Origin of the sequence: Nonomuraea pusilla (assembly GCF_900109355.1) — a bacterium.
GTDB classification, from domain to species: domain Bacteria; phylum Actinomycetota; class Actinomycetes; order Streptosporangiales; family Streptosporangiaceae; genus Nonomuraea; species Nonomuraea pusilla.
The window spans coordinates 14813-27149 of record NZ_FOBF01000004.1 but is presented as its reverse complement, the minus strand read 5'-3'; the positions used below and the strand labels follow the sequence as shown (position 1 = coordinate 27149).

The window sequence follows — 12337 nt, the reverse complement described above, 5'->3', positions numbered from 1 at the left end:
GACTTGAGGTCGCATCCTGGGCCCATGACCTTCACCCAGGAAGAACTCGACTTCATGGCCACGCAGCGCCTGGGCCGCCTGGCCACCGTCGATCCGCGCGGACGCGTGCAGAACAACCCGGTCGGCTTCTTCGTCGACGCCAAGAGCGGCACCGTCGACATCGGCGGCCACGGCATGGGCGCCAGCAAGAAGTTCAGGAACGTACGGGCGGGCAGCACCGCCGCCCTCGTGATCGACGAGCTGGCCTCCGTCGCCCCCTGGACCGTCCGGGGCATCGAGATCCGCGGCACCGCCGAGGCGCTGGAGAACCAGGAGCCGCCGCTGCCCGGGTTCTCGGGCGAGATCATCAGGATCACCCCGCAGAAGATCGTCTCGTGGGGGCTGGGGGTGCCGAGCTCGAACCGGGAGGTGTGAAACTCGCTAGGATCGGGCCGGATCGATGCCTTCTGACCCGGCCCCCATCCCGGCGAGCCCACGGGCCACCGGCTCGGGGCGGCCGGCAGCGGGCGGGAGCGCAGCGGGTGGGGAGACGGTGACGGATCAGACGAGCGAGGGCGGGCGCCGCCGGCCGGTCGCCGGGCCGAGCCGTCTGTCCCGGCTCGGGCGGGTCGTCCGGGTCGCCCGGGTCGGCGACATCCCGGTGGTCGTCATGCTGGCCTGGGCGGGCTGGCTCGCCGTCCCCTGGTCGTTCAGCGGGCTGGCCCAGGCCCGAGCCGCCGCAGCCGCCGCCGCCACCGGCGCCCAGCCCCCGCACGCCGGCGTCCTCGAAGCCGACGCCGCGCACCTCGGCAGGCCCCGTACGGACGGCCCTCCGCCCGATGCCGGTGTGGCGGCGCGGCCCTGGGGCATCCCGGCGGTCCCCGACGCCCCGGCCACCACCGTCCTGCCCGCCGCCGGGCCCGCCGAGCGTCCCGCCGGCGGCGGCGAGGGCGACGCCGCGTACGAACTGGCCAGGGAGCGGGCGCGCCTCGCGGGCGAGGTGCACGACGCGGCCGGGCACGGGCTGGCGGCCATCGCGATGCAGGCCGGGCTGGCGCTGGTCGCGCTCGACGACGACCCCGAGCAGGCCAGGGCCTCGCTGCTGGCGATCAGGGAGACCAGCAGGACCGCGCTCGCCCAGCTCCGCGCCGCACTCGACGGCATCGACCCGCCGGGCGGCGACCTGCGGGCGCTCGTCGAGGGCGTGCGCGCCGCCGGGCTGCCCGTGGAGCTCGCGCCGGACGAACCCGCCGTGCCCCGGCACCTGCGCGAGCCCGTCTACCGCGTGGTCCGCGAGTCGCTCACGAACGTCCTGCGGCACGCCGGCCCGACCACCGCCGTGGTACGCCTGTCCGAGCTGCCGGAGGCGTACGTCCTGGAGGTGGCGGACCGGGGCCGCGGCGGGGGCGGCCCCGAGGGGCGTGGGCTGGCGGGCATGCGCGCCCGGGTGGCCGAGGCGGGCGGCCGGCTCGCGGCCGGGCCACGCGAAGGGGGCGGCTTCGCGGTCGTCGCCACGTTCCCCCGGGCACGGACGTCGGCGTGACGCGGGAGGATCTCGGCGCCCGCGACGGCGGCGCGGCCGGGAGCGCGCCAGGCGCCCCGGACGGCGGCACGACCCGGCACGAGGCCGCCGCGGCCCAGCAGCGGCAGCGCGTGATCAGGGTCGCGGTCGCCGACGACCAGGCGGTCGTGCGGATGGGGCTGCGGGCGCTGCTGGAGCGGGAGCCCGGCATGGAGTGCGTCGGCGAGGCGGCCGACGGGGCGGGCGCGCTCGCGCTGGTCCGCCGCACCAGGCCCGACGTCCTGCTGCTGGACATCCGCATGCCCGGCATGGACGGCCTCGCCGTGCTGCGCGCCGTCGCGGCCGACGCCGGGCTGGCCGGCACGAGGGTCGTGATGGTGACGACGTTCGCCGTGGACGAGTACGTCTTCGCCGCCCTCCAGGCCGGGGCCGCCGGCTTCGTGCTCAAGGACGGCGCCCCCGACGAGCTGGTCAACGCGGTGCGCGTGGTGGCCGCCGGGGAGGCGCTGCTGTCGCCGTCGATCACGAGGAAGGTCATCGGCCTGTTCGGCCGGCACGGCGCGGGCCCGGTGGAGGGCCTCGACACCCTCACGCCGCGCGAACGGGAACTGGTCGCCTGGGTGGCCACCGGCCTGTCGAACGAGGAGATCGCCCGCGAACTGGTGATCAGCCCCGAGACGGTCAGGACGCACGTGAGCCGCGCCATGGTCAAGCTGCGCGCGAGGGACCGGGCGCAGCTCGTCGTGTTCGCCATGCGGGCCGGTCTGACCCCGCCCGCCTGACCTCACTTCAGCAGGCCCTGGTACGCGCGCTGCTGCACCTGCGCCTCGATCTGCTTCACCGTCTCCAGCCCGACCGAGACCATGATGAGCAGGCTCGTGCCGCCGAACGGGAAGTTCTGCCGCGTGCCGGGGTCCCGAGTGATCGCGAACGCCACCAGCGGCAGCAGCGCCAGCACCGCCAGGTAGAGCGCGCCGGGGGCGGTCAGCCGCGACAGGACGTACGCCAGGTACCGCTCGGTGGGCCGTCCCGGCCGCACCCCCGGCACGAACCCGCCGTGCCGCCGCATCCCGTCCGCCACCTCCACCGGATTGAACGTGATCGACACGTAGAAGTACGCGAACCCGACGATCAGGAGCGCGTACGCGGACAGGTAGAGGGGGTGCGTGCCGGACGTGAGGGTGCGCTCCACCCAGCCGCCGAGCTCGTCGCCGAGCAGCGGCGCGGCCATGGCCAGCAGGTAGAGCAGCGAGGACGTGAAGATCACCGGCACGATCCCGGCCTGGTTCACCTTGACCGGGATGTACGTGCTCGTCCCCCCGTACACGCGCCGCCCGACCATCCGCCTGGCGTACTGCACAGGGACGCGCCGCTGCGCCTGCTCCACGAACACCACGGCCGCCACCAGGAACAGCCCCGCCACCAGCAGCACGACGAGCGTGAACGGGCTGGTCAGGAAGACGGTGGACACGTACGCCGGGAAGACCGCCACCACCTGCGCGAACATCAGGATCGACATCCCGTTGCCGACGCCCCTGCCGGTGACCAGCTCCCCCATCCACATGACGACGCAGGCGCCCGCGACCATGGTGACGACGATGACGACGACGGCGAGCGGGCCGTCGTCCAGCAGGAGCGGGCGCGGGCAGCCGGGCAGCAGCCGCCCGGCGCGGGCGAGGGCGACCACGGTCGTGGCGTTCAGCACCGCGACGGCCACCGTCAGGTACCGCGTGTACTGCGTGATCCGCGCCTGCCCCCGCTGCCCCTCCTTCCTCAGCTCCGCCAGCCGGGGCACCACCACGGCGCACAGCTGCATGACGATGCTCGCCGTGATGTAGGGCATCACCCCCAGCGCGAACACCGACAGGTGGAGCATCGCCCCGCCGCTGAGCATCTGCACCATGTCGAACAGGCCGCCACGGGCGGACCCGACGCAGGCGCGCACGGCCACGACGTCCACGCCGGGGGAGGGCATGAGCTGCCCCAGACGGAACAGCGCGACGAGGCCCAGCGTGAACAGCAGCTTCCTGCGGAGTTCCGGCACGCGGAACGCCCTGGTGAGTACGGTCGGCATGCCGGCGAGTCTCCCGGCGCCCCGGGCCCGCGGTCGTCCCCTGCACCGCGTCACCGGCGTACGCGAATCCGCGTACGCCGGGCAGGGGACGGACGCACGGCGAGCTCCGCGGCGGCCATTTATCCAGCTTTTCCGTGCAATCCAGGCAATAATCCCCTTAGATGAAAAAGGGCGTTCATGTCTGCTGGAAACCGATGCCTTCCAGTGATTCATGCCCACCAGGAATGCAGCCGCCCCTTTACATGGACGGGATCAACGCGCTCCTTTACCCTTCCAGCCTATGAGTTTCTCCGGGATGGATCCGGCACGAGCTCGTGACCTCGGCGCCGCCGTCGAGGTGGTGGGCGGCAGCCTGGCGATCGAGGGAACGGCGCTGCGCCGACTCCTCGAACGATGGAGCGGGGACACGTCGGGATTGGCCGCATTCCCGGGTCGTTCATCCTGGGCCCAGCAGCAGGCCAAGGACATCCGGGATCGCCTCGGCCTGCTGGAGGAGGATCCCGAGGGTGTTCTCGCGTTCGCGGGGATCGCGGGCGTGCTCGACACCTGGAAGGAGATCGAGTCCAGCCCCGAATATCAGAAGTACAAGAAGGTTCACGAGGACACCACGACCCCGCTGAAGATCCTCAGGGTGCCCACGGCCGTCGAAGCCGCTCTCCACCTCCATCGCCGCTGGGACCAAGGAAGGAACGTGACGGCCGCGCGGGGCTTGCTCGACTTCAGCCGGTGGTGGGGCGACCCCGGCCGAATAACCGGAACGCGGAGGGAGCTACTCAGGGAGCTGCTCAAGGATCAGAAGATCCGAAACATGTACAAGGAGCCGTGGAAGTGGCAGCAGGCGGTACGCACCGCAGCCCAGCGGTTGCGGATACCGCAGGCCGACAAACTCTTCACGAAGGCGCCAGGGACCGGCTTCATCGCTCAACGGGTCCTGCTTCCGCTCAGCGTCGTCGCGGGACTCAAGGAGACGATCGCTCCCACCCATGAAGGCTCACAAGGGTGGGCGGACCGCGGCATGGGGGCCCTGCAGGCAGCGGGCGCAGCAGCCGTCCTGGGCGGCGCGGGGGCGGCCACCGCGCTGGGCGCCTCGGCCGCCGTCGCGGCAGCCGTCCCCGTCGCCGGCTGGGTGGCCCTCGGCATCGCCGGCGCGTACTTCCTCGGCAGCTGGGCCTGGGACAACTGGGGTGACGACGTGAAGACGGGCGCGGGCGCCGCCGCTGAATGGATCGGCAAGAGGGTCAAGAAGTTGTGGTAGTGGATGGCCGAAATCGACATGAACATGTCCGAGTTTCGAGAAGAGCTCGCCGACGCGCTGGCGGAGGGAGGCACACGAACGCTCCCCCGACTGACCGACGAGGAACTCGCAGTCCTGGATCCTGTTACCGCCGAGGAGTCGATCGTCTCCAGTCCGCATCTCTCGGCACTTCCACCGGAGCAGCAGAACCTGGTCATGGCCACCGCACTGCGCTCGCTCGTCGCCCGCGGAGTGGTGGAGATATCGAACGTCCAGGAGATGGCGGCCGTCCTGAACGGCTCTCACGGCAGCAGCCTGGCGCAGGTGGACATGCGGATCCAGTTCGATGTGGACCTGGTTCTCACATTGCGCCGGACCGCCGACCGCGCGTTGGCGCTCCGACAGGAGACCGCAGCGGGAGCGGCGTTTGCCTACGCCTATATCCACACCTCTCATCTGCTTCTCCTCGAACGGGTTACGACAGCGGGAGTGCATCTGTTCACTCTGGCCGGCAACATCCGCGACGCCGCGGTTCTGTTGTGCTCGTTCGTCGACCCGTTCGGCGTGGCGGATCGTGACGGCCCCGAGCAGAGGCTGGGACCTTCGCTCGACCGTGATGACATCGGTCCGCTGGCAGGGATCATCGACAACGCAAAGATCGTCACATCTCTCGCACTCCTGGCCGACGACCCTGGGCCGATGATGGTGGCCTATGGCACGGACACAGCAATATGGACGGTGACAGTCGACAGGCCGCAAGGGCCGACAGGAATCAGAAGTCAGGCAGTCGGCAGGGAAACCCTGACCCGGCGACTGATGGACATGCTCTCGTAGAGATTCGTGAGGGGGTGTTCGGTGGGCGATCGGGTCGCCGAATGCAGAGCGGACATGCGAGCGATTCAGCGAGCAGCCGGCGAAATAGCGAGAACGTTGGATTCTGTGGATGCCCTGAGCGGGACCGATGTATGGTCAGGCCCGGCGGGAGACCGCTTCCGGGGAGAATGGGCCGTCCACAGAGCGGCCATACGATCAGTGCTCCAATCCGCCCAAGAACAGGCCGAGGCCATTCTTGCCAAAGTGCAGAAGGAGGAGGCCGGAGGATGATCGACAAGCTCCGCTCCGCGAGCGAGGCGCGCCGCGCCTTCTCCTCGGCAGTCGACGGTCTCGTCTCCCTGGCCTGCGGTCTCGCCGTTGCCGTCTGGCCGGTCGGCGCGAGGACCGACGGCGATCTTCACTGGGGCGAACCACGGCTGTGGCTGACGCTGCTCGGTGTCACCGTTGCGGTGTCCTTCCTGAACCATGTGGTGCTCACCTTGGTGGGGTCGGCCAGCATCGGAAAACTCCTGGGCGGGATCAGGATCGTGCGGGAGGCAGACGCGGCGCGGCCTGGCTTCGCGCAGATGACGCGGCGCTGGCTCTGGGGGTTCTACTGGATGATCGTGATCGTCCCGATCTCGATCGCTTCTCAGAGTGATGTCAACCAGGAGGACATGTCCGGCCTCAAGGTCGTTCGCGCTTGAGGCCCATCGTCCGGAGCACCGCCTGCGGCCGCTCCTGGCGGCAGACTGGGCGCATGGCGACGGTGTGGGTGGTCAGCGGGCCGCCGGGGGCGGGCAAGTCCACGGTGGCCGAGGCGCTGCTGGCGCGGCTGCGCCCGGTGCCCGCGCTGCTGGACAAGGACACCGTGTACGGGCGGTTCGTCGCGGCCGTGCTGGAGTCGCACGGCAGGCATCCCGGCGAGCGCGAGGGCCCCTGGTACGACGAGCACGTCAAGCGTCACGAGTACGCCGGGCTGACCGACCTCGCGCGGCAGATCAGGCGGCACGGCTGCCCCGTGCTGCTCGACGGGCCCTTCACCACGCAGGTGCACGAGGCGGACCGGTGGGCGGCCTGGGTGGAGGAGCTGGGCGGGCCGCCGGTGCGGCTGGTGTGGGTGCGCTCCGACGGCCCGACGCTGCGCGAACGGCTGCCGGCCAGAGGGCTCGAACGCGACGCGGGCAAGCTCGCGGACTTCGAGGCGTACCTGAGGGCGATCCGCGTGGACGAGCCGCCGGTCGTCCCGCACCTGGAGATCGACAACCGGAGGGGCGCGCCGCCGCCGGGCGAGCAGCTCGACGCCGCCCGCGCCTGGCTGCGAGGGCCGGCGGACGGCCCCTGACCCCTCCGCGCGGCCTGGTGGTCCCGGCGACGGCCCCGGCTCCGGTCTGCGCTGAGGCGGTCAGTCCACGCGGTAGTCGTCGTCGCGGGCGTCCAGGATCGCCATGTGGCCCGGCAGGTGGCCGATCGCGTACTCCACACCGCTCGCCATCACGGCCGCCTGCGGCGTCACCCCGCACGCCCAGAACACCGGCACCTCGCCCTCGCGCACCTCGACCGCGTCGCCGAAGTCGGGCCGGGACAGGTCCGCGACGCCTATCGCGGCAGGGTCGCCGGCGTGCACCGGCGCGCCGTGGACCATCGGGTACCTGCCGGTCACCTCCACGGCGGTGGCCACCAGCTGCTCGGGGACGGGCCGCATGGACACGACCAGCGGCCCCGAGAGCGCCCCCGCCGGCCGGCAGGGCAGGCCGGTGCGGTACATGGGCACGTTCACGCCCAGCTCCAGGTGCCGTACCGGCACGCCGGCCGCGAGCAGCGCCCGCTCGAACGTGAAGCTGCAGCCGATGAGGAACGGCACGAGGTCGGAGCGCCAGGCGGACACCACGTCACCGAGGTCGGCCACGGGGGCGCCGTCGCGGTAGAGGCGGTAGCCGGGCAGGTCGGTACGCAGGTCGCCGGGGAAGAGCCGGGTCGTCCACGCGCCCGGCTCCCCAGCGTCCAGCACCGGGCAGGCCTGCGGGTTGCGCCGCGCGAACAGCCGCAGGTCGTCGCGCAGCCGCTCCGGCACGGCGATGAGGTTGGCCTGCGTCCAGCCGCTGCACCAGCCGGACGTGGGGGCGCGCTCCCCCCGGCGGAAGCGCTCCCGCGCCTGGGCGGGGCTGAGGTCGGCGACGTCCACACCCCGACGGTACGCCTGCCGGGCCGCCGTGCCCATGGGTCAGTACTCGACCTCGAAGGTGTGGGGGCCGAGGGCGTACCCGTCGCCCTTGGGCACCACGTACCCCTGGGCGATGAGGGTGGCCAGGCTGCGCCGCAGGTCCCCCTCCCGCAGGCCGGTCGCGTGGACGAGCGCGTCCAGCCCGATCGCCCCGCCGCCGACGGCCTGCGAGGTGACGGCCTCGTAGACGTGGATGTCCAGGTCGGACAGGGCCTGCACGTCGTGGCTTCCGGACATCAGCGCTGCCTCGCTCCCTCCCGCAGCCGGCCCGGGTCGACCTCGCGGTCGGGGTGGCGGCGCAGGTACTCGGTCTCCAGTTCGTGGGTACGGGACGTGTGCGTGGCGAGCGCGTCGTCCGAACCGTGGAAGAACGTGTCGCTGCGGGTCATGTGCAGGTGCCGCAGTTCTCGGATCAGGTCGTCGTCGCTGAGCTGTGCCGGATCGATTCCCATCGTCGTCATGCGGTCCCCCTACCCGCCGGACAATTCGTGTCACTATTCCTGACATACGGCCATTGTTCGGAGGAGACGAACCGCCTTACCTTTCCCGTTATGGACCTAGAGCTCCGACACCTCAGGATCGTCCGCGAAGTCGCGGACGCGGGAAGTGTCAGCAAGGCCGCGTCCCGGCTCGGTCTGGCACAGCCGGCTCTGACCGCCCAGCTCAAACGCATCGAACGGGTGCTCGGCGGCACCCTGTTCGAGCGCGACAGGCACGGCGCGCGCCCCACCCGCCTCGGCGAGCTCGTCCTCGCCCGAGCCAGAGTGCTCCTCCCCGCAGCCAAGGAACTCCAGGAGGAAGCCGTACGATTCGCCCACACCCCCTCCCCCGGTTTCCGCATCGGCGCCACGAACGGCCCCATCCTCGGCGGCCTCGTCGACCGGATCGCCGCAGAACGCGCCGTCACCACCTACACCTCGTGGTCCGCCCAGGAACTGAACGGCATGGTCGAACACGGCCGGCTCGACTACGTCCTGACCGGCGCCTGCGGCGACGCCGGCGTCCCGAGCGGCGCCCTGCTGTGGGAGACGATCAGCCTCGACCCCGTGTTCGTCCTCGTCAGCAGGGACCACTCCATGGCCGGCGCCAAGGAGGTCGGGCTCGCCGACCTGGCCGGCGAGCAGTGGGCCGTGACCCCCGGCGACGGATGCTTCGCCGACTGCTTCGCCACGGCCTGCGCCCGCGCCGGCTTCACCCCGGGAACGATCTACGAGACCGACGTCCCCACCTGCACCCACCTCGCCCGCGTCGGACGGGCCGTCGTGCTCTGCCAGGCCACCCACCAGCCCGCCGCCGGGCTCGTCATGGTGCCGCTCGCGGGGGCGCCGCTGCGCTGGCGGCAACTCCTCGGCCGCCACCCCACCGCCCCCGACCCCGCCTGCGTCGTCACCCAGGCCAGACAGGCACACCACGACGCGGTACGCCGCAGCCCCGTCTACGCCGACTGGCTGGACCGCAACCCCGGCTACGGAACCACCGCCTGACCGGCCGCTCGCCCACCGTCAACGGGGCCACCAGATGGAGCGAGCACGATGCCCGCGCCGGCCGCACGCCGCTCGGGACGCCGGCGGGGACGCCGCACGGTCAGCGGTCGAGAGACCGGTCGGGCTCCTTGGGGCCCGCTTGGGCTCGTTGGGGCTCACTGGGCTCGGTCGGGCTCGGTCGGGCTCGGTCGGCGGTCAGATCCGGTACTCCCAGCCCGGCTGCCACACGAACGGCGCGTCCACCAGGTCCTCCAGCGGAGTGCCGAAGATCAGGTTCCGCAGCGCCCACCGGTTCGCCGAGTGCGCCACCACCAGGACCCTCCCGCCCTGCCACTCGGCCAGCACGTCCTCCAGGAACGCCGCCGTCTCCCCCACCACCTGGCGGTAACTCTGCCCGCCCGGCCACGGCACGTCCACATGCCCGCCGCGCAGCGCCGCCACCTCCCGCACGGGCCTGCCGTTGAACGCCCCGTAGTCGCACTCCCTGAGCCGCCGGTCCAGCCTGACCTCCGTCCCGCCGCCCCCGAACGCGATCTCGACCGTCTCGACCGCCCGGCGCAGGTCGGAGGCGTACACGACGTCGACGTCCCGCCGCCGCACCCCCAGCTCCGCCGCCGCCCGCCGCCCCGCCGCCGACAGCTCCCCGGGCAGCCACCCGGTGGCGACGCCCGCCTCGTTGTCCACGGTGATGGCGTGCGTCTCGTACACCAGCGTGACACTCATGATCACGTACGTACCCGGGGATGCCCGCTTGTGATCGACTCGGGCTCCACCAACTCTCGGGAACATGGAATGATGTCACCGGAGAGCCGGCTTCCTGCCGGCGCCACACCCGGACGCGATGCTCTAGCCTTGACATGCGCGGGGCCGCACGCACCGCCCGGGCGGCCAACAACTGAATCCAGGGGCGGTAGCTCAGCCGGTCAGAGCATCGGACTCATAATCCGTGGGTCGTGGGTTCAAGTCCCACCCGCCCTACTCTTCAACATCGTGTTCGACCTGGGGTTTCTCGGTTCTCGCCGGCCTCGAATCTCGTTTTTGATCATGGTTGGTTGCTCGGTGGTTGCTCTTGTGTACGGACCGTGTATCGCGGCAGATCATTTAGGCACCCATCGTCAACTCAGACCCCAGAGATGACCATCAGAAGATTAAGCAAGAAGGTCTGCTCAGCGTCACCGGTCAGCGATAGCTTGATGCTCGGTCAAGCCTTGTCCAAGTCGGCTCGTCTTGCCCAACAGGCCGTTCGTGACCAGCAGATAAAAGATCCGCTGCTTCTCGCGGCGATCCTCTCGGCCCTGTTTACAGGACGGGCTAGGGAGCGGTCGGCTGCCTCACTTGCACGACAGCGCTGTGGACAAAGACGCAGGCCCGCCGAAGAAAACGACGGGTCTGCTGGGTTCGGTGGTTCAGGTTGTGGCGTCGCCGGTGTGGGTCGGCAGAGTGATCAGCCGGGCGGTCCTGCGGCTGCGGTGTTGACGAGAGCGGCGGTGGATTCCGCCGCCGCCCGGGCCACCTCCGGGTAGACGCTGGTATAGGTGGCACGGGTGAAGGTGGACGACACGTGGCCGAGGGTCTCCTGCACGACCTTCAGGTCGACCCCGGCGGCGAGCATGAGCGAGGCGGCGCCATGGCGGAGGTCGTGCAGCCGCACCGGTGGCAGTCCCACCTGGAAGGCCAGCTGTGCGCCTGCCGACAATTCCATCCACGCAGGTCACACCGCTTGTGAGTACTCATGGAGGACGCCGCCGAGCCGGTCTCGTCGGCGGACATTCAGGGCGATGATTCGCTCTGGGTCCGTGATCGGATCGGGGACGGTGCGCAGCGGGGCTGCTTGGTTCAGGGCTTGATGTGCTCGGTGCTGGTTGTAGAAGTGTTCATATTCGCGCAGGGCGTGCCGCAGGTGGTGTTCGTTCCAGATCAGACAGCGGTCGAGAAGCTCGTGACGGCACGACTGCACCCACCGCTCCATGATCGAGTTCATCCGCGGCATCCGGATACCGGTGAGCACCGTCTTGATGCCGGCCTCGGCGAGCACCTCGTCTATGAGGGCGGGGAACTTCCCATCCCGATCTCGGAGCAGAAAGCGCGCCCGACAGCCCGCATCGTTCAGATCCATCACCAGATGCCGGATCGCTTGGATGACCCAGCTGGCGCTCGGATGTGCAGTGGTGCCGAGCACACGGACCCGCCTCGTGGCGTGCTCGATCACCGCCAGAATGTACTGGCGTTGCCCGTTCAGGGTGATGGTCTCGATGAAATCGCAGGCCAGCAGGGCGTTTGCTTGCGAGCGCAGGAAGTCGGCCCACGTGGTGGACGCCCGCTCGGGCGCCGGATCAAGACCTTCCCGCTTGAGGATCTCCCACACCGTGGACGGCGCGACCTTGATACCGAGTGTGGCGAGCTCACCATGCACCCGCCGATAGCCCCAGCCGGGGTTCTCTCGCACCAAGCGCAGGATGAGGGCGCGAATAGAGCGGACGATGGGTGGGCGGCCAGGCCGCTTCGGCCGGCAGGTACGGGCATGACGACGTCGCATGAAATCGCGGTGCCAGCGGAGAACCGTGTCCGGACGGATGAGGAGCCGCAGCCGGCACAGGACCTCGCGCGGCAGCGACGTCAGAAGCGCGGCAAGGAAGGCTCGGTCCTCGGGCGCGAATCTCACTCTGGTGTCGGCGCCGAGCTGGCGTTCAAGGACGGTGATCTGGTGACGCAGAGCAAGTATCTCCACGTCCTTGTCCCGATCGCCCATGGGCAGCAACCGCAGCGCGGCGAACGTGTTCGTGACGGTCAGGTAGGCCAGGCGAAGCAGCACAGCGGATCATCCTGCCGTACGCGCTTCCGTCTCCCGGGTGACCAGAGCTCGCGAACGCCACGCGAAGCCCTCGCAGAGTCATGACCTGGGTGGACGTAATTATCGGCAGGCGCACACTGGACTGCGGTGGCCTTCCAGATCATGTGCCGCATAGATCGGCTTTTAGGGTAGCCGATTTCTGTAGATAGGGCCTGG

Annotated in this window: 15 protein-coding genes and 1 tRNA gene; 9 read left to right on the top strand and 7 right to left on the bottom strand. The window is 70.5% G+C overall.

Annotated elements, in window-relative coordinates:
- The first annotated feature begins 24 nt into the window (after positions 1-24).
- The 3 genes from BMX74_RS09095 (at position 25) to BMX74_RS09085 (ending at position 2283) form a co-directional block, all read left to right on the top strand.
- Positions 25-414, top strand: a complete 390-nt coding sequence (locus tag BMX74_RS09095; RefSeq protein WP_055503340.1) for a PPOX class F420-dependent oxidoreductase — start codon at positions 25-27, stop codon at positions 412-414.
- 118 nt (positions 415-532) lie between these two features.
- Positions 533-1522: a sensor histidine kinase gene (locus BMX74_RS09090; protein WP_177227297.1), complete on the top strand. Its 990-nt coding sequence runs from the start codon at positions 533-535 to the stop codon at positions 1520-1522.
- Positions 1523-1632: 110 nt separating this feature from the next.
- Positions 1633-2283 (top strand): response regulator, encoded by a 651-nt coding sequence (locus BMX74_RS09085; protein WP_091100125.1) that lies wholly within the window; start codon positions 1633-1635, stop codon positions 2281-2283.
- Positions 2284-2285: 2 nt separating this feature from the next.
- Here the strand turns inward: BMX74_RS09085 and secY are convergent, their stop codons facing one another.
- On the bottom strand, positions 2286-3575 hold the full coding sequence (gene secY / locus BMX74_RS09080; RefSeq protein ID WP_091099644.1) for a preprotein translocase subunit SecY: 1290 nt from the start codon (positions 3573-3575) through the stop codon (positions 2286-2288).
- Between the two features lie 280 nt (positions 3576-3855).
- Here secY and BMX74_RS09075 point away from each other — a divergent pair, with 280 nt between their 5' ends.
- The 4 genes from BMX74_RS09075 (at position 3856) to BMX74_RS09060 (ending at position 6967) form a co-directional block, all read left to right on the top strand.
- Positions 3856-4830, top strand: a complete 975-nt coding sequence (locus tag BMX74_RS09075) for a hypothetical protein (protein WP_143078606.1) — start codon at positions 3856-3858, stop codon at positions 4828-4830.
- A 3-nt stretch (positions 4831-4833) separates the two neighbouring features.
- Positions 4834-5643, top strand: coding sequence for a hypothetical protein (locus BMX74_RS09070; protein ID WP_091099639.1), 810 nt, complete (start codon positions 4834-4836; stop codon positions 5641-5643).
- Positions 5644-5909: 266 nt separating this feature from the next.
- Positions 5910-6329: an RDD family protein gene (locus tag BMX74_RS43950; protein ID WP_177227296.1), complete on the top strand. Its 420-nt coding sequence runs from the start codon at positions 5910-5912 to the stop codon at positions 6327-6329.
- A 53-nt stretch (positions 6330-6382) separates the two neighbouring features.
- Positions 6383-6967 carry a P-loop nucleotide/nucleoside kinase family protein gene (locus tag BMX74_RS09060; RefSeq protein WP_091100122.1) on the top strand — a complete coding sequence of 195 codons (585 nt, stop codon included), beginning with the start codon at positions 6383-6385 and terminating at the stop codon, positions 6965-6967.
- 60 nt (positions 6968-7027) lie between these two features.
- Here BMX74_RS09060 and BMX74_RS09055 read toward each other — a convergent pair whose 3' ends face one another.
- Genes BMX74_RS09055 through BMX74_RS09045 form a run of 3 tightly spaced genes read right to left on the bottom strand, consistent with a single transcriptional unit; the run spans position 7028 to position 8307 of the window.
- Positions 7028-7807, bottom strand: coding sequence for a putative hydro-lyase (locus tag BMX74_RS09055; protein ID WP_256256846.1), 780 nt, complete (start codon positions 7805-7807; stop codon positions 7028-7030).
- Positions 7808-7846: 39 nt separating this feature from the next.
- On the bottom strand, positions 7847-8083 hold the full coding sequence (locus tag BMX74_RS09050) for an IclR family transcriptional regulator (RefSeq protein WP_091099619.1): 237 nt from the start codon (positions 8081-8083) through the stop codon (positions 7847-7849).
- Positions 8083-8307: a DUF6158 family protein gene (locus BMX74_RS09045; RefSeq protein WP_055503346.1), complete on the bottom strand. Its 225-nt coding sequence runs from the start codon at positions 8305-8307 to the stop codon at positions 8083-8085. Before BMX74_RS09045 ends, BMX74_RS09050 begins: the two co-directional genes overlap by 1 nt.
- Positions 8308-8397: 90 nt before the next feature.
- On the opposite strand from BMX74_RS09045, the gene BMX74_RS09040 reads away from it, so the two are divergent.
- The gene (locus tag BMX74_RS09040; protein ID WP_091099616.1) at positions 8398-9330 is read left to right on the top strand and encodes a LysR family transcriptional regulator; all 933 of its coding nucleotides are present in this window, start codon (positions 8398-8400) and stop codon (positions 9328-9330) included.
- Between the two features lie 195 nt (positions 9331-9525).
- On the opposite strand, the gene BMX74_RS09035 is transcribed toward BMX74_RS09040, so the two are convergent.
- On the bottom strand, positions 9526-10053 hold the full coding sequence (locus tag BMX74_RS09035; protein ID WP_091100120.1) for a histidine phosphatase family protein: 528 nt from the start codon (positions 10051-10053) through the stop codon (positions 9526-9528).
- Positions 10054-10234: 181 nt separating this feature from the next.
- Between BMX74_RS09035 and BMX74_RS09030 the strand changes: the two genes are divergently transcribed.
- Positions 10235-10308 (top strand) — tRNA-Ile (locus BMX74_RS09030).
- A 466-nt stretch (positions 10309-10774) separates the two neighbouring features.
- On the opposite strand, the gene BMX74_RS09025 is transcribed toward BMX74_RS09030, so the two are convergent.
- Positions 10775-11032, bottom strand: coding sequence for a tyrosine-type recombinase/integrase (locus tag BMX74_RS09025; RefSeq protein ID WP_091099613.1), 258 nt, complete (start codon positions 11030-11032; stop codon positions 10775-10777).
- Between the two features lie 9 nt (positions 11033-11041).
- Positions 11042-12142 (bottom strand): integrase core domain-containing protein, encoded by a 1101-nt coding sequence (locus tag BMX74_RS09020; protein ID WP_091099612.1) that lies wholly within the window; start codon positions 12140-12142, stop codon positions 11042-11044.
- Positions 12143-12337: the final 195 nt, after the last annotated feature.